At 71.2% G+C, this 15265-nt stretch carries 17 protein-coding genes; 10 read left to right on the forward strand and 7 right to left on the reverse strand.

Annotated features, from left to right (window positions below):
• Positions 1 to 120 precede the first annotated feature (120 nt).
• The 5 genes from V1227_RS00235 (at position 121) to V1227_RS00255 (ending at position 3345) form a co-directional block, all read left to right on the forward strand.
• Entirely contained in the window at positions 121 to 300 is a 180-nt protein-coding gene (locus V1227_RS00235; protein ID WP_329790360.1) for a CsbD family protein, read from the forward strand.
• Complete coding sequence (locus V1227_RS00240) at positions 278 to 907, forward strand: UdgX family uracil-DNA binding protein (protein ID WP_329790361.1); 630 nt, start codon at positions 278 to 280, stop codon at positions 905 to 907. The genes V1227_RS00235 and V1227_RS00240 overlap by 23 nt, the downstream gene beginning before the upstream one ends.
• A 265-nt stretch (positions 908 to 1172) precedes the next feature.
• Positions 1173 to 1430, forward strand: a complete 258-nt coding sequence (locus V1227_RS00245) for a helix-turn-helix domain-containing protein (protein ID WP_090103836.1) — start codon at positions 1173 to 1175, stop codon at positions 1428 to 1430.
• Between the two features lie 192 nt (positions 1431 to 1622).
• Positions 1623 to 2150, forward strand: coding sequence for a hypothetical protein (locus V1227_RS00250; RefSeq protein WP_329790362.1), 528 nt, complete (start codon positions 1623 to 1625; stop codon positions 2148 to 2150).
• Positions 2151 to 2181: 31 nt separating this feature from the next.
• On the forward strand, positions 2182 to 3345 hold the full coding sequence (locus V1227_RS00255; RefSeq protein ID WP_329790363.1) for a glycoside hydrolase family 27 protein: 1164 nt from the start codon (positions 2182 to 2184) through the stop codon (positions 3343 to 3345).
• Here V1227_RS00255 and V1227_RS00260 read toward each other — a convergent pair.
• Positions 3342 to 4658, reverse strand: a complete 1317-nt coding sequence (locus V1227_RS00260) for an amino acid permease (RefSeq protein WP_329790364.1) — start codon at positions 4656 to 4658, stop codon at positions 3342 to 3344. The genes V1227_RS00255 and V1227_RS00260 overlap by 4 nt on opposite strands.
• Positions 4659 to 4774: 116 nt before the next feature.
• Between V1227_RS00260 and V1227_RS00265 the strand changes: the two genes are divergently transcribed.
• Complete coding sequence (locus V1227_RS00265) at positions 4775 to 5260, forward strand: hypothetical protein (protein WP_329790365.1); 486 nt, start codon at positions 4775 to 4777, stop codon at positions 5258 to 5260.
• A gap of 431 nt (positions 5261 to 5691) precedes the next feature.
• Here the strand turns inward: V1227_RS00265 and V1227_RS00270 are convergent, their stop codons facing one another.
• The 3 genes from V1227_RS00270 to gabT are packed head-to-tail and all read right to left on the reverse strand — an operon-like array spanning position 5692 to position 9332.
• On the reverse strand, positions 5692 to 6645 hold the full coding sequence (locus V1227_RS00270; protein ID WP_329790366.1) for a LacI family DNA-binding transcriptional regulator: 954 nt from the start codon (positions 6643 to 6645) through the stop codon (positions 5692 to 5694).
• A gap of 45 nt (positions 6646 to 6690) precedes the next feature.
• Positions 6691 to 8103 carry an aldehyde dehydrogenase family protein gene (locus V1227_RS00275; protein WP_442916432.1) on the reverse strand — a complete coding sequence of 471 codons (1413 nt, stop codon included), beginning with the start codon at positions 8101 to 8103 and terminating at the stop codon, positions 6691 to 6693.
• Positions 7998 to 9332 carry a 4-aminobutyrate--2-oxoglutarate transaminase gene (gene gabT / locus V1227_RS00280; protein ID WP_442916433.1) on the reverse strand — a complete coding sequence of 445 codons (1335 nt, stop codon included), beginning with the start codon at positions 9330 to 9332 and terminating at the stop codon, positions 7998 to 8000. Before gabT ends, V1227_RS00275 begins: the two co-directional genes overlap by 106 nt.
• Before the next feature lie 30 nt (positions 9333 to 9362).
• On the opposite strand from gabT, the gene V1227_RS00285 reads away from it, so the two are divergent.
• Entirely contained in the window at positions 9363 to 10634 is a 1272-nt protein-coding gene (locus V1227_RS00285) for a PucR family transcriptional regulator (RefSeq protein WP_329790368.1), read from the forward strand.
• Here V1227_RS00285 and V1227_RS00290 read toward each other — a convergent pair.
• Together V1227_RS00290 and V1227_RS00295 are read right to left on the reverse strand one after the other, a co-directional pair.
• Positions 10608 to 11417, reverse strand: coding sequence for a dioxygenase family protein (locus V1227_RS00290; RefSeq protein ID WP_329790369.1), 810 nt, complete (start codon positions 11415 to 11417; stop codon positions 10608 to 10610). The two genes, V1227_RS00285 and V1227_RS00290, sit on opposite strands and share 27 nt — an antisense overlap.
• A 144-nt stretch (positions 11418 to 11561) precedes the next feature.
• Positions 11562 to 11888, reverse strand: coding sequence for a helix-turn-helix transcriptional regulator (locus tag V1227_RS00295; RefSeq protein WP_329790370.1), 327 nt, complete (start codon positions 11886 to 11888; stop codon positions 11562 to 11564).
• Between the two features lie 253 nt (positions 11889 to 12141).
• On the opposite strand from V1227_RS00295, the gene V1227_RS00300 reads away from it, so the two are divergent.
• The 3 genes from V1227_RS00300 (at position 12142) to V1227_RS00310 (ending at position 14561) form a co-directional block, all read left to right on the forward strand.
• A complete protein-coding gene (locus V1227_RS00300) occupies positions 12142 to 12549 on the forward strand; it encodes a nuclear transport factor 2 family protein (protein ID WP_329790371.1) in 408 nt (135 codons plus the stop codon).
• Positions 12549 to 13166: a ScbR family autoregulator-binding transcription factor gene (locus V1227_RS00305; RefSeq protein ID WP_236218950.1), complete on the forward strand. Its 618-nt coding sequence runs from the start codon at positions 12549 to 12551 to the stop codon at positions 13164 to 13166. The genes V1227_RS00300 and V1227_RS00305 overlap by 1 nt, the downstream gene beginning before the upstream one ends.
• Before the next feature lie 114 nt (positions 13167 to 13280).
• Positions 13281 to 14561, forward strand: a complete 1281-nt coding sequence (locus V1227_RS00310; RefSeq protein WP_329790372.1) for a serine/threonine-protein kinase — start codon at positions 13281 to 13283, stop codon at positions 14559 to 14561.
• Between the two features lie 22 nt (positions 14562 to 14583).
• On the opposite strand, the gene V1227_RS00315 is transcribed toward V1227_RS00310, so the two are convergent.
• On the reverse strand, positions 14584 to 15249 hold the full coding sequence (locus tag V1227_RS00315; protein ID WP_329790373.1) for an HAD family hydrolase: 666 nt from the start codon (positions 15247 to 15249) through the stop codon (positions 14584 to 14586).
• Positions 15250 to 15265: the final 16 nt, after the last annotated feature.

Below are 15265 nucleotides of genomic sequence, written 5' to 3' on the forward strand. Positions count from 1 at the left end.
CCGTCACATCGGCTTGCGGCTGGGTTCTCAACCGCGAGTGATCACCTTATCAACTGTTTCAGACCGTGCTCGCCGGGTAACCGATCGATGTAGCTGACCGCCGACGAAGGAGCCTGATCCATGGGTGCCGACGAGAAGTTCAGCAACAAGGCCGAGGAGCTCAAGGGCCGCGCCAAGGAGGCAGTCGGCGACGCCACGGGCAACGAGCAGTGGCAGGCCGAGGGCCACGCCGAGCGCGCCAAGGGCTCTCTCAAGCAGGCGGGCGAGAAGGTCAAAGATGCCTTCAAGTCCGACAGGTAGGACCAAGAACGCCGGCGCCGCCCAGTTCGTCCCCGAGGGGGAGGACTGGGCGGCGCTGCGTGCTGCCTCGGCCGGGTGCCGCGGGTGCGAGCTCTACCGGGACGCCACGCAGACCGTGTTCGGCGAGGGGCCGGTGCCGGCGCGGCTGATGCTCGTGGGGGAGTGCCCCGGTGATCGGGAGGACACCGAGGGGCACGTGTTCGTCGGACCCGCCGGGCGGCTGCTCGACAAGGCGCTCGCGGACGCGGGTGTCGAGCGCGACAAGACCTACCTCACCAACGCGGTCAAGCACTTCCGCTTCACCGCGCGGGGCAAGCGCCGGATCCACGAGACACCTCGGCGGGGCGAGGTCGTGGCGTGCTTCCCGTGGCTGCGCGAGGAAATCAGGGTCGTGCGGCCGGAACTGGTCATCGCCCTGGGGGCGGTGGCGGCGAAGGCCCTGCTGGGACCGTCGTTCAAGCTCACCGAGCACCGCGGTGAGGTGCTGGAGCACGACGGCCTGCGCGTCGGGGTGACGGTGCACCCGTCCTCGGTGGTGCGAGCGGAGAACTTCACCGAGGCCTACGAGAAGTTCGTGGCCGATCTGGTGGCGCTGAAGAAGTCCTGAAACGGGACAACCCCCGGACGACTCCTGCGCGAGCAGGCCGAGCGGGACCAGCGCTCGAAGTCCGGGGGTCGGGTGGCTGCCTTGGTTTGCGCTAGGCGTCACCAAAGGCGGTCCTAGCGGACAGCCACCTCACGAGTCCTGTAGCTATACAACTTCGGACCACCTCCTCTCTTGTGTACTTCGAACCTATGTCGCGATCGGCGCGCTTCGCAACGGACTTTTCTCACGTCACCCACCGCGCCCGGTTCGCGTAGAATCCGCAGGCATGGTGCGCATCCCACTGACGTCGCTGGAACGGGAGCGCGGCAGGCGGCTCGGTCAGTTGCTGAGGGACGCCCGCGGCGAGGAGAGCATGGTCGAGATCGCGGCCCGCGCCGGGTTGTCCGCGGAGACCGTGCGCAAGATCGAGACGGGCCGCGCGCCCACCCCGTCGTTCTTCACCATCGCCGCCCTCGCGGGTGCGCTGGGCATCTCGCTCGACACGATCAACGAGCTGCTGGCACCGCAGAGCCGGTCGGCCTAGGCGCCGACGAGCTCGGAGCCCCGGCCGCGACGCTCCCCGGACGGTGCCACGGCGATTCCCACTGTCGTGTGGATTCGCCGGCGGAACCGGACCGCCTACTACCCCGCGCTCGCCCGGACAAACTTTTGACTTCGTTTCCACCCCGTGTTCCCGTGAAGTCCGAAATAGGCTCTTCGCGGAACGGGTGGAATGATGAAACTCATTTCAGCGGTGGTCGCCGCATTCCTGGCGTTCGCACTCGTCGGCGTGCCCACGGCGGCCGCGGTGCAGGTGGAGCAGGTCACCAGGGCCGAGCTCCTGTCACGTGCCTCGACTTGGCTGACCGCGAACAACGGCGACCGTGTGCCGTACAGCATGGAGAAGTACTGGACCGACGGTTATCGGCAGGACTGCTCGGGTTTCGTCTCGATGGCCGCGGAACTGGGCAAGGAAGACCCCCGCGGCGGACCGAACACCGAACTCCTCGCCACCGACAGGTACACGACGCCGGTCGCGATCGCCGATCTGCTGCCCGGTGACCTGTTCATCGACCCGGTGGACGAGCCCGGCGAGGACTTCCGGCACGTCGTGATCTTCGAGCGGTGGACCAAGCCCGACAGGTCGGAGTACCTGGCCTTCGAGCAGCGCGGTGGTGTCGGCACCGACCACCGCCCGCTCACCTACGGCCTGGAGCCGAACAGCAAGTACCGGCCGGTGCGGCTGAAGAACGTCGTGGGCTGACCCCCGCCCACCGAACCTCCCGGGAGCTGAAGTGCGCTCACTGCTCACCACTCTCGCGCTCGTCGGGGCGTCCCTGGTCGCCCCCGCCGCGCCCGCCTCCGCCGCCGACCCCGCGCTGGCGCCGACGCCGCCGATGGGGTTCAACAACTGGAACTCCACGGCCTGCGACATCAACGAGCAGATGATCCGCGACATCGCGGACCTCTTCGTCGCCAAGAAGCTCAAGGACGTCGGCTACCAGTACGTCAACGTCGACGACTGCTGGGCCGACGCCACGCGCGACCCCGCCACCGGCCGCCTGCGCCACCACCCCGTGCGGTTCCCGAGCGGCATGAAGGCGCTCGCCGACCACGTCCACGCGCGCGGCCTCAAGTTCGGCATCTACTCCAGTGCCGGCACGCTGACGTGCACGGGAACGATGCCGGGGTCGCTGGACCACGAGGAGATCGACGCGCAGACGTTCGCCGACTGGGGCGTCGACTACCTCAAGTACGACAACTGCCACCACGCGGGCCGCCCCGCGCTGGAGCGGTACACGAAGATGCGCGACGCCCTGAAGAAGACCGGCCGCCCGATCGTCCACTCGATCTGCGAGTGGGGCCAGAACAAGCCGTGGGAGTGGGGCAAGGGCGTCGGACACCTGTGGCGGACCACCGGCGACATCGTCGACACCTGGGCCAGGACCGTCGAGATCGTCAAGGAGAACGCGCCGCTGCACGCCCACGCCGGACCGGGGCACTGGAACGACCCCGACATGCTGGAGGTCGGCAACGGCGGGCAGACCACGACCGAGTACCGCAGCCAGTTCGCGCTCTGGGCGGTCATGGCGGCGCCGCTGCTGATCGGCGCCGACCTGCGCAAGATCTCGCAGGAACACCTGGACGTCCTGCTGAACGAGGAGATCATCGACGTCAACCAGGACCGCCTGGGCGTCCAGGCCACCGCGGTGCGGCAGCAGAACGGGCACTGGGTCTTCGTCAAGGCGCTGTCCGGCGGGGACAGGGCGGTGGCGCTGTTCAACGAGTCCGAGGCGACCGCCACGATCTCCACGACGGCGCAGGAGGCGGGGTTGCCGCCGAGTGCCGGCTACACCGTGCGGGACCTGTGGGAGGGCAAGGACGCGCAGTCGAGCGGCGCGATCTCGGCCGCCGTGCCGCCGCACGGCACCGCGATCTTCCGCGTGAAGGCGGCCTAGGCCCGGGCTCGGCGGCGCAGCGCCGACCTGGCGAACGCCACCGCCGCGATGGCGGCGACGAGCGCTCCCGTCGACAGGATCTGGCCGCGTGCCCGGTCGTCGCTCAGCATCAGCACGACCACCGCGACGATCCCGGCCAGCGCCAGCCAGGACAGGTACGGGTAGCCCCACATCGGCACCGCCGGCTCGGCGATCGTGCGGCGCATCCGGATCTGCGACACGGCGACGAAGCCCCAGACGACCAGCAGTGCCGAACCGACGGCGTTGAGCAGGAGCAGGAAGACCGTGTCCGGCCACAGGTAGTTCAGCAGCACGGAGAAGAAGCCGAACGCCGTCGACGCCAGCACTGCCTTGCGCGGGACGCTGTTCTGCTTGCCCAGCAGCGCTTTCGGCGCTTCGCCGCGTTCGGCCAGCGAGCTGAGCATGCGCGCGGCGCCGTACAGGGTGGCGTTGATCGCGCTGAGCAGCGCCACGAAGATGACGGCGTTCATGATCTGCCCGGCCGCCGGGATGCCGAGCTTGCCGAGCACCGCCACGTACGGGCTGGCGCCGACCTCGGAGTCGTTCCACGGCAACAGGGTGACGACGACGGCCATCGAGCCGAGGTAGAAGACGAGCAGCCGCGTCATCGAGGTGCGGACGGCTTTCCTGACGGCGTGCCGCGGGTCTTCGGCGTCGGCCGCGGCGATCGTGACGACCTCCAGGCCGCCGAACGCGAACACGACCGCCATGAACCCGGCGACGACGCCCGCCCAGCCGTGCGGCAGGAAGTCGGTGAGGTTGCCGGTGCCGGGGGAGTCGACGCCGGGGACGAGTCCCGCGATGGCCGCGACGCCGAGGACGAGGAAGACGACGATCGCGGCGACCTTGAGGCCCGCGAACCAGAACTCGAACTCGCCGAAGTTGCGGACGTTGCCCAGGTTCACGGCCGTGAGCACCGTCATGAAGAGCAGCACCCACGCCCACTGCGGCACCGCGGGGACCCAGCCCGCCGCGATCCCGGCGGCTCCGGTGGCCTCGACGGCGAGCACGACGCCGACCGCCGCCCAGTAGGTCCAGCCGACCGTGAAACCCGCCCACGGGCCGATCGCCTTTTCCGCGTGCACCGAGAACGCGCCACCGCTCGGGTGTTCCGCGGCCATTTCCGCGAGCATGCGCATCACGAGCAGCGCGAGAACCCCCGCCAGTGCGAACGACAGGAGCACCGCCGGTCCGGCGAGCGCGATGCCGGCGCCCGTTCCGACGAACAGGCCCGCCCCGATCACCCCTCCCAGCGCGATCATGGTGACGTGCCGTTCCCGCAGGTGAGTCACTCTCTCCAGCCCCGTTCGAGTGTGCCGATGGCGGGCCGATAGTGAGTTCATGGCGGCGGGGAGTCAAATCGTGTGATCGGAGTTACACCGCACTGAGCGAAGTGAGGGTGAGATCGATGAACTCGCCTGAGGGAGTCCTGCCGTCCGGAGTTCTGCCGCAGCTCGACACGTTCGCCGCCGCCGTCGAGCGCTGTTCGAGCTGGGGCTGGCTCGTCCTGCGTTCGGAGAACCGGTTGCTGCTGACGACCGACCGGTCCGTGTCCGCCGTGGAGATGGCGGCCGGGATCGGCGAGGAGGTGCGGCACTACCTGTCCGTGCGGATGCTCGGCGGCCCGGTGGTGGTGCTGCCCGGCGCTCCGGGGCGGTGGCTCGTCCTCACCGGGTCGGCGGACGAGGCCTCCCAGGTCAACCTGATCCGGCTGCGGGCCCGCGGCGCCCTGACCCACCGGCTGGGCACCCTGGTGCCGCTGCCGCCGTCCCGCATCGGCGGGGGCGGGGTGCGCTGGCTCGGCGAAGTGCCGTCCGGGAAACCGTTCCTGCCGCCGTTCTCGGCGGTCGTGGCGGCGGTGCGCGCGGTGACGGAGACCGCCGGGTCGCGGTGATGGAGAACGCCGTCGTGATAGGCGCGTGATGGACCGTTGAATCGTCCTCAGCCGCAGGGCGATTACATTCGGAATCGATCTCGTGACTAGTTCAGCACTCGAACAGTGCATGGCTGACACGGTCAGGACACATCTCCGTCACGCCCTTCGCGTAGCGTCGACTACCCCGGTGGCGGTGCGAATTCACTCCACAGGACGCGCCCGACGCTCTACGGTTTGTGAGGTCGGACACCAACGAAAGGAGCGCGTGATGGACGGGTACGACATTCTCGCGGACGAGGACGGCCACGTCCGCGGGTACGACTAGAAGCCACTCGCCGGCCGCGCGAGGGAGTCGTCCGAAGAGATTCCCTCGCGGCCCGAGTGGGTCCGTCGTTTTTCGCGACGAGGAATGCGTTGCCGGGAGGCGTTCCCGGTTCCCGTGCCCGGCGTCAGATCGGTGCCGCGGTGCTCGCGCGGACCACGAGGTTCGTCGGAAGATCCCGACGTTCCGCGGGGCCGCCGTCGAGCAGGGCGGCGAGGAGGTCCACCGCCACCTCGCCCGCGTCCTCGGTCGGCATGTGGACGGTCGTCAGCGCCGGTGAGCACATCGCCGCGTACAGGATGTCGTCGAAGCCGGTCACGCTGATCTGCTCCGGCACCCGGACGCCGCGCGCCGCCAGACAGCTCAGCGCACCCAGCGCCATGAGGTCGTTGTAGGCGATGAACGCCGTCGCGCCGGTCTCGAGAGCCCGCCCGGCCGCCTCGTGGCCGCCGCCGAAGTTCGGGTCGGAGGAGCCGAGGACCTCGGCACGACCGGCCAGGCCCTGCAGCCTGCGGTCGTTCGACCACGCCGCCGCCGGGCCGCCGAGGTAGGCGAAGTGCCTGTGGCCCAACGACTCCAGATGTGCCACGACCTGGTCCGTGCCGGAGGCGCTGTCCATCAGCACCGACGAGACGCCGGGCACGATCCGGTTGATGAGCACCAGCGGCGTGAGAGCGGCGAGCTCGACGATCATCTCGTCGGACAGCAGCGACGCGCACAGCACCACGCCGTCGACCTGCGCCGCCATCGTCCGCACGAGCTCGGCCTCGGTCGCGGGGTCCTCCCTGCTGTCGCAGAAGAACACCGAGGCGTCCGCCTCGCCCGCCCGCGTCTGCACCCCTCGCAGCACCGAGGGGAAGAACGGGTTGGTGAGGTCGGGCACCACGATGCCGAGGTTGCCGGTGCGGCCGGTGATGAGGCTGCGCGCCGCCCGGTTCGGCTGGTAGCCGAGCCCGGCGACGACGTCCAGCACGCGTTGCCGGGTGGCGTCCTTGACCAAGCCCGGCGCGCTCAGCGCGCGCGAGACCGTCGAGACGGAGACCTGAGCCTGGCGAGCGACATCCCTGATCGTGACGGCCACCCGCAGATCATGGCAGCCGAGGTCTGCAGGACCCAGGTCCTCAGGTCACAGTTCCAGGCCGGTCAGCACCAGGACGCGGGGCTCGGTGAGGTCCTCCATCGCCGCGCGCAGGCCCTCGCGGCCGATGCCGGACTCCTTCACACCGCCGTAGGGCATCTGGTCCGCGCGGTAGCTCGGCACGTCGCCGACGACCACGCCACCGACCTGGAGTCGTTGCGCGGCGCGGAAAGCCAGCCGCACGTCCGTGGTGAACACGCCCGCCTGCAGGCCGTACCGGGAGGCGTTGACGCGGTCGAACGCCTCCTCGACGGTGTCCACCCTGGTCAGGGTCACCACCGGTCCGAACACCTCCTCGGCGTTGACCTTCGAGTCCTCGGGCACGTCGGTCAGCACGGTCGGCGCGTAGGTGCGACCGTCCCGCGTGCCGCCGGTCAGGACGGTCGCGCCGGCCTCGGAGACCCACGCCTCGACGCGGTCGGCGGCGGCGTCGTTGATCAGCGGGCCGACGTCGCCCGCCACGTCCAGCTTGCCCACGTGCCGCACCACGGCCTCCGAGACCGCGTCGTACACGTCGGTGTGCACGTAGACGCGCTGAACCGAGATGCACGACTGACCTGCCTGGTACATCGCGAAGGTGGCGATGCGCTGCGCCGCGAACTCGACGTCCTGCCAGTCCGGCGCGACGATCGCGGCCGCGTTGCCCCCGAGCTCCAGCGTCACGTGCTTGCGCGGCACGCGGTCCTTGATGCCCCAGCCGACCGGGCCGGAGCCGGTGAACGAGACCACCGGCAGGCGCGGGTCCTCGACCAGCGCGGCGGTGTCCTCGTTGGACAGGTGCAGGATCGAGAAGGCACCCCGCGGCAGGTCGGTCTCGGCCAGCAGGTCGCCGAGCAGGAACGCCACCTTCGGCGTGGCGGGCGCGGGCTTCAGCACGATCGGCGCACCGACGGCCAGCGCGGGGGCGACCTTGTGCGCCACCAGGTTCAGCGGGAAGTTGAACGGCGCGATGCCCAGCACCGGCCCGCGCGGCACGCGGCGGACCAGCGCGAGGCGGCCCTCGGCGGCCGGGTCGGTGTCGAGGCGCTGCAGCTCGCCGGAGAACCGGCGGGCCTCCTCGGCGGCCCAGCGGAACGTGGAGATCGCGCGCGTCACCTCGACGCGCGCCCACTTCATCGGCTTGCCGGAGTCGTCGTTGATGGCCAGGGCGAACTCCTCGGCGCGCTCGGCCAGGCGCCGGGAGACGTGGTCCAGCGCGGACGCGCGGCGGTGCGCGGGCAGTGCGGCCAGTTCGGGAGCGACGGCCGCCGCCGCGGCGACGGCGTCCTCGACGTCCGCGGGGGTGTGGAAAGCGATCATGCGAGCAGGGCTCCTTCGAGAACGTCCAGTCCTTCGGCGAGCAGGTCGTCCGGGATGACCAGCGGGGGCAGCAAGCGGATCACGTTGCCGTAGGTGCCGCACGTCAGCACGACGACACCCCGTTCATGGCACGCCTTCGCGACGCGAGCGGCGACGTCGGGCGTGCGTTCGGTGAACTCGACGGCGATCATCGCGCCACGGCCGCGGACCTCCGCGATCGCGTCCGTCTTCCCGGCGACGGCCCTGAGCCGGCCGAGCACGGTCTCCCCGATGCGGCGCGCGGCGGCGTTGAGGTCGCGCTCGCGCATCGTGCGGATCGCGCCGAGCGCCGCCGCGCACGCGACCGGGTTGCCGCCGTAGGTGCCGCCGAGTCCGCCGACGTGCACGGCGTCCATGATCTCGGCGCGACCCGTGACGGCGGCGAGCGGCAAGCCGCCCGCGATGCCCTTGGCGGTGGTGACCAGGTCCGGCACCACGCCCTCGTGGTCGAGCGCGAACCACGAGCCGGTGCGGCAGAAGCCGGTCTGGATCTCGTCGGCGACGAACAGGACGCCGTGCTCACGGCACCACTGCGCGAGGGCCGGCAGGAAACCCGGCGCCGGCTCGATGAACCCGCCCTCGCCCTGGACCGGCTCGATCACGACGGCGGCGGTGCTGCCCGCGCCGACCTGCTTCTCGATCGCGGAGATCGCCCGCCGGGCCGCCTCCGGGCCGGTCAGGCCGTCGTGCAGCGGGTAGGAGGCCGGAACCCGGTACACCTCGGGCGCGAACGGCCCGAACCGGTGCTTGTACGGCATGTTCTTGGCGGTCAATGCCATCGTGAGGTTCGTGCGGCCGTGGTAGCCGTGGTCGAACACGACGACGGCCTGCCTGCCGGTGACGTGCCGGGCGATCTTGACCGCGTTCTCCACCGCCTCGGCGCCGGAGTTGAACAGCACCGACCGCTTCTCGTGCCCGCCCGGCGTGAGCTCGTTGAGCGCCTCGCACACCTCGAGGTAGCTCTCGTACGGCGTGACCATGAAGCAGGTGTGGCTGAACCTGTCGATCTGCGCGTGCACCGCCTCGGCGACGGCGGGCGCCGGGTTGCCGGCGTTCGTGACGGCGATGCCGGAGCCGAGGTCGATGAGCTGGTTGCCGTCGACGTCGACCAGCAGGCCGTCGCCGGCGGAGTCGACGTAGACGGGCAGGGTCGAGCCCACCCCGGCGGCGACGGCACCCCTGCGCCGCGCCTGGAGCTCCAGCGACTTCGGGCCGGGGGTCGCGGTGCGCAGTCGGGTCATGTGCCCAGCATGGTCCTGGCCGACCGGCTGCGCAGTGTCTGAAATGGCCATCCGCGTACCTGAAGTTGTACAAACTGGCACATGCCCATCACGTTGCGGGACCTGGCACGAACGCTGGCGCTGCCGGTGCTGGCCGGGGACGTGTCGAAGCCCGTCGGGTGGGTGCACGGCACCGAGCTCGCCGACCCCACGCCGTTCCTGGAGGGCGGTGAGCTGCTGCTGACCACCGGACTCCCCGCCGTCGGCGACGACTACGTGCGGCGGCTCGTCGGCGCCGGCGTGGTGGGGCTGGGCTTCGGCACCGGGCTCGGGCACGACTCGGTGCCTCCCGCGCTGGTCGCCGCCGCCGACCACGCCGGGCTCGGGCTGGTCGAGGTGCCGCGCGAGGTGCCGTTCATCGCGATCAGCAAGGCGGTGTCGAAGGCGCTGGCCGCGGACGAGTACGCCGCGCTGACGAAGACGAGCGAGGCGCAGCGGGCGCTCACCCGTGCCGCGGTGAGGACGGGCGTGGCCGGGGTCGTGCGCCGGCTCGGCCAGCGGGTCGACGGCTGGGTCGTCCTGCTCGACGCGGCGGGACTGCCCGTGCACGAGCACGACTCGCGCCAGGTCCCCGACCTGTCGGCCGGGCTCGCCCGGCTCCGGACGGCGGGGGGCCTCGCCAGCGCCGCGTTCGAGACCGGCGGCCGGCACGTGTTCCTGCAAGCACTGGGGAGCAGGGCCGGGGGAGTGCTCGCGGTCGGCACGCGGGGCCCGCTCGACGCCGCCGGCCTGAGCGTCGTCAACACCGCCGCCTCGCTGCTGACCCTGGCCCTCGCCCGCAACGACGCCGTCGACGCCGCGCACCGGGAGCTGAGGTCGGGCCAGTTGCTGTTGCTGCTCAACGGGATCCCCGTCGAGGGACTGCCCGAGCGCTTCCGGGTGTTCCTCGCGGACGAACCACCCGGCAGCGGCTTCTGGGCCGAGCACGACGGCCGGATCGTCGTCCTGGCACAGGACTTCGACGGGGTCGCGTCGTCCGAAGTGGACGTCCGGAGCGTCGCCAGGGGCTACCGGGAGGCCCGGCAGGCGTGGAAGGCGGGGGTGCGGACGTTCGAGGACCTCGCCGGTCGCCTCCCGGTGCCGGAGGAGTTCGCGCGGGCGCTGCTGCGGCCGCTCGACGCCGAGACCCGCGAGACGGTGCGGGTCTGGCTGGCGCACCACGGTTCCTGGGACCCCGCGGCGGCGGAGCTGGGGATCCACCGCCACACGCTGCGCAACCGGATCCGCCGGGCCGAGCAGGCACTCGGCCGCTCGCTCGACTCGCCGGGCGTGCGCGCGGAGCTGTGGCTAGCCCTGCACCGCGAAGGTCAGTGAGGCGGTGTAGCCGGACGTGACGCCACCCGACATCGTCGCCATCTGGTGGTCGGTGCCGTCGCGGAACACCGTGTCCTGCCGCAACGACGTCCGCGCCATGTTCCGCACGCTCTGCGTGTACCCGGTCGTGCCGTAGACCTCCTTGCACGTGGTCTCGGGCAACGCGAGCTGCGACGTCGTGATCTTGCTGCCGGCCCGGGTCGCCTCGGCCAGGCTCGGGTAGACCTCGAAGTGGACGTGCGGCCAGCGCCCGGAGTACGCGCCGGGGAAGACGCTGACGAAGCGGAGCTTCCCGGACGCGTCGGCCTCCTGGACCCCGCGCAGGAAGTTCTCGTCCTTCACGCGGTCGGAGTACATCGAGTAGTCGCCGTTGATGTCGCAGTGCCACAGGTAGACGGCGGCGCCCTGGAACGGCTCGCCGCCGGGCTTCCGCACGGTCAGGTCGACGGTGAGCCGCACGCCCTCGGCCGTGCGGGTCGAGGAGCCGAAGCTCGACCTGATGTCCGAGCGCACGATGCCGCTCCGCGTCAGGGCGTTCGGGCCGTTGGACCCGTCGTCCGGGAACGGCCCGGCGGTCTCCTCGGGGATCGGCTGCAGAGGCGAGCCCGCCGCCGCGGACGACGTGGTGCCCGCCGAGGGGGTCGTGGCGGGGGAGGTCGTGGTGGTCGGCGGGGCGCAGGCCACGAGCGTGAGGCCTGCGCCGCCGAGCAGCGACAACGCCCGCCGCCGTCCGATCAGCGTGGCGAGGTCGTACTGGAGACCGCGGTCGTGGTTGTCCGTCATGCGGACCAGGTTGCGGCTGGTTCCTGTGAGGCGCCTGTGGAGGAGCTGTCCTCTGCCTGGCGGCGTCGCAAGCGCTCCCGCGCCGTGGTCCGCGACCGCGTTCCGCGCGATTCGGGGACATTTCTCACCGCGGCCCGCCGACTATCACCAAGTATTCACCCGGTCGTCGGTGCGGTCGCCCGACTTGGCGCGGCGGTATTCGCGCTCGACGACCGCGGCCCGGTCGACTTCGGCGTGCGGCACGTGCAGTGCCGCGCTGATCCAGGCTCGCCAGTAGGGGCCGGGAATGCGTTTTCCGCGTTCCCACCTCGACACTTCTTCACGGGTGACGCTGTCGTTCTGTGAGATCTCGCACAACAGGTCGGCGAGTTCGCGCTGCGTGAGCCCCTGTTCCCGCCTTGCCTGGGGAATCAAGGCGGTGATCGGTGGCGTGTCCTGGTGCTCGCGGGCTCGCTGGACTGCCTTGAGCACGGTTCTGCTCCGTTTCGCTGAGATGACGGGGTGTGGCTTCCACCCTGCACCAAACTCGCGGGCTTCGGTCCGTGCATTGCGGTGATACCGGCGGTCGTTGAAAGTTCAGATAACTATGGAAACACTTGATCGGATGTTCGGAGGAAAAACAACTGGTCCAATGGGGCGCTGGTGCTCGCTTTTCGGCAGTCTCGCTACTGTGATCATCCCGGGCTCGTTGCCGCAGCAATGCCCGGAGCGGAAGGTGAGGAAAATGTTTTCGACGGTCGAAGTCGTGCAGGTGTTCCTCGCGCGGCTCGCGGCGCAGGACGCACCCGGCATCGCGCGGTTGTGCGCCCCCTCGGTCGAGTGGGAGTCCCCGGAACCGGCGGGGACGCGGTGGACGGCGGGCACCCGCACCCGCCGGGAGGTCGAGGCCTGGTTCCTGACCCTGTTCTCCGCGTACTCCCTGGACCGGCTGTCGGCGCGCCAGGTGGTCGTGGACGGGGGAGACGCGGCGGTGATCGGCTCCGCGCGCTGGCGGCTGCGTTCCACCGGCGACCCGGTGGAGACGCGCTTCACCTCGGTGCTCTCGGTGCACCTCGGCGAGATCGAGCAGTACTGGCACCTGCCGGACACCCTGGCCGTGGCCGTGTCGACCGGTGTGGCGCGGGTGGGGTGATGAGCGCGAAACGGGAACGAGCCACGCACACGCGGACGCGACTGCTGCAGGCCGCGGCGGAGGTGTTCGACCGCGAAGGCTTCGCCGGTTCCAGCCTCACCGCTGTGTGCGCACGGGCCGACGTGTCGAAAGGCGCGCTGTATTGCCACTTCCGCTCGAAGGAGGCCCTCGGCGTCGCGATCATCGAGGAGCAGTCCCTGCTCTGGCACCGGTTGCGCGACGAGGTGCTCGAGGTCGAGGCGTCACCGGTGCAGGCGTTGATCACCATGTCGTTCGAGTTCGTCCGCAGGCTGGAGACCGACCTCACCGTGCGGGTGAGCGCGAAGCTGCTGCGGGAGGCGGTGTTCTTCGACGTCGTGGCGGCCGCGCAGGTGATCGGCTGGGTCACCGTGGTGCGGGACCTGCTCACGCTCGCCCGGGACCGCGGCGAGCTCCGGCCGGAGGTGAACCTGCGGCACGCCGCCGAGCAGATCGTGGCGGAGCTGCTCGGGCTGCAGTTCGTGGCGCAGGCGCTGAGCGGCGGCACCGACCTGCGCGTGCGGCTCGGCCGGGTGTGGCGGGCCACGTCCGGCTGCCTCGTGACCGACGCCGTCCGGGAGAAGCTGAGCTTCGGGTGACCGGCGTTCGCCCGGGAGGCCGAAGCCCTGTCCGGTCGTGGTGATCTTCGGACCGGGCCGGGTAGCCGGAGGTCCGCGCGACCGGTTAGGTTGCAGCGCGACGAGCGGAGGCCCATGAGCGCAGCCTGGGACGGCGACCTGACAGGCGCGGTGATCGACGACCGGTTCGTGGTCGGCACACTCCTCGGATCCGGTGGGATGGCCGAGGTCTACCGCGCGTACGACAGATCGACGACGTCCTCGGTGGCCATCAAGATCTTCACCGGTCCCGGCCTGCCCGACGACGAGCTGCGCCTGCAGCGCGAGGCCTCGATGCTGGCCTCGCTCGACTGCCCCGGCATCATCCCGGTGTACGCGTCCGGCAGCGTGTCGCGCCGCCCGTACTTCGTGATGCGCGAGATCACCGGCGGCACCCTGCGCCAGCGCATGCGCGAACCGCTGCCGCCCCGGTTCGTGGCGCGCATCGGCGGTCAGATCGCGTCGGTGCTCGACCACGTGCACGGCCTGGGCGTCGTGCACCGCGACATCAAGCCGTCCAACATCCTGATCGACGACGAGGAGAAGCAGGCCTACCTCGCGGACTTCGGCCTCGCGCTCGTGGCCGAGGTGACGCGGGTGACGACGTCCGGCATCCTCGTCGGCACCGCCGGCTACCTGTCGCCGGAGCAGGTGCGCGGGGGCGACGTGGGTCCGGCCGCGGACATCTACTCGCTCGGTCTGGTGCTGCTGGAGTGCCTGACCGGGCGGACCGAGTACCCCGGTGGCGACGCCGAGGCGGCCCTGGCCCGGCTGGCCCGCGCGCCGCGGATCCCCGTCGACCTGCCGCTGGCCTGGGTGTCGCTGCTGTCCGCGATGACGGACTCGGACCCGCAGCGCCGCCCGACGGCCGCCCAGTGCGAGCGGTCGCTGAGCGCCGCGCACGAGGCGAGCCGCGGACTGCCCGCGTTGCTGCCGGACGCGGAGGTCGCGCCCGCCCCGGAGGTGCCGAAGCCGCGCAGGGGCAAGCGCCTCGCGATCACCGCGGCGGCCGCGGTCGCGATGACGGCGGTGGCCGTGGCGGTCGCGAACCTCGGTGGCGGCGGCTCGGAGGCCCCGGCGGCGGACCGTCCGGTCGCGCCGGACACCCAGACCCGCGTGGTGACGGTGACGCCGTCGACGGTGACCGTCGTGCACTCGCCGGACGGGTCCTCCCCGGACGGGTCCTCCACCGCGCCCGGTGCGCCGCAGCCCGGCGCCGAGCTGACCACGACGGTGGTGCCGCCCGGCGCGGCCCCTCCGGAGAACACCCCCGCCGAGACGCCGCAGAACACGACGACCAAGACCAGCAGGGAGAAGGAGAGGAGCACGGGCAAGCCGTCGGAGCTGCCGCGCCCGTCGACCGGTCCTCGCACCTAGGAGCGGCTCGCCCTCGAACGGCTCAGGCGTTCGGTTCCTCGACGGTGGCGAAGGGCAGGTCGGACAGCTCGGCCCGCAGCGTGTCCAGGTCGGCGTACACCGCGGAGGCGCCGCGGTCGACCAGTTCGCTCTCGCCGAACCCGCCGGTCAGCAGCCCGATGGACGGCAGTCCCACCCGTGCGGCGGCCTCGCAGTCCCACACCGAGTCGCCGACGACGACGGCGCGCTCGCCCTTCACCTCGCGCAGCGCCACCTGGATCAGGTCGGGCGCCGGCTTGCTGTCCTCGACGTCGTCGGAGGTGGTCCAGGCGACGTCGCCGGGGTCGATCAGCTTCAGGTAGTGCTCGACGTGCTTGCGCTTGCCCGAGCTGGCGAGCACGACGGAGAGGCCCAGGTCGGCGGCCGCGCGGACCAGGCGGTGGGCGCCCTCGACCGGCTGGATCTCGTCGATCATCTCGTCGAAGTGCCGTTCCCACGCCTCGCGCAGGGTGTCGCCGTGGTCGCGTTCGACGTTGTCGCCCGCCACAGCCGCCACCAGCTTGTCGCCGCCCATGCCGATCGCGCGGTGCACCCGCCACGCGGGCACGGTGATGTCGACGCCGCGGAACGCCCGCAGCCACGCCACCGTGTGGTGGTAGTTGGTGTCGACCAGCGTGCCGTCCACGTCGAGGACCAGGGTGTTGCTCATGGGCCAGGTGTGCCCG

Source organism: Lentzea sp. DG1S-22 (assembly GCF_036321065.1).
Classification (GTDB): Bacteria; Actinomycetota; Actinomycetes; order Mycobacteriales; family Pseudonocardiaceae; genus Lentzea; species Lentzea jiangxiensis.

Excerpts from the sequence above, each read along its gene's own strand:
- V1227_RS00235 (WP_329790360.1), top strand. The coding sequence starts at position 121 with ATGGGTGCCGACGAGAAGTTCAGCAACAAGGCCGAGGAGCTCAAGGGC.
- V1227_RS00240 (WP_329790361.1), top strand. The coding sequence starts at position 278 with ATGCCTTCAAGTCCGACAGGTAGGACCAAGAACGCCGGCGCCGCCCAG.
- V1227_RS00245 (WP_090103836.1), top strand. The coding sequence starts at position 1,173 with ATGGTGCGCATCCCACTGACGTCGCTGGAACGGGAGCGCGGCAGGCGG.
- V1227_RS00250 (WP_329790362.1), top strand. The coding sequence starts at position 1,623 with ATGAAACTCATTTCAGCGGTGGTCGCCGCATTCCTGGCGTTCGCACTC.
- V1227_RS00265 (WP_329790365.1), top strand. The coding sequence starts at position 4,775 with ATGAACTCGCCTGAGGGAGTCCTGCCGTCCGGAGTTCTGCCGCAGCTC.
- gabT (WP_442916433.1), bottom strand. The coding sequence starts at position 9,332 with ATGGCCATTTCAGACACTGCGCAGCCGGTCGGCCAGGACCATGCTGGG.
- V1227_RS00285 (WP_329790368.1), top strand. The coding sequence starts at position 9,363 with ATGCCCATCACGTTGCGGGACCTGGCACGAACGCTGGCGCTGCCGGTG.
- V1227_RS00290 (WP_329790369.1), bottom strand. The coding sequence starts at position 11,417 with ATGACGGACAACCACGACCGCGGTCTCCAGTACGACCTCGCCACGCTG.
- V1227_RS00300 (WP_329790371.1), top strand. The coding sequence starts at position 12,142 with ATGTTTTCGACGGTCGAAGTCGTGCAGGTGTTCCTCGCGCGGCTCGCG.
- V1227_RS00305 (WP_236218950.1), top strand. The coding sequence starts at position 12,549 with ATGAGCGCGAAACGGGAACGAGCCACGCACACGCGGACGCGACTGCTG.
- V1227_RS00310 (WP_329790372.1), top strand. The coding sequence starts at position 13,281 with ATGAGCGCAGCCTGGGACGGCGACCTGACAGGCGCGGTGATCGACGAC.
- V1227_RS00315 (WP_329790373.1), bottom strand. The coding sequence starts at position 15,249 with ATGAGCAACACCCTGGTCCTCGACGTGGACGGCACGCTGGTCGACACC.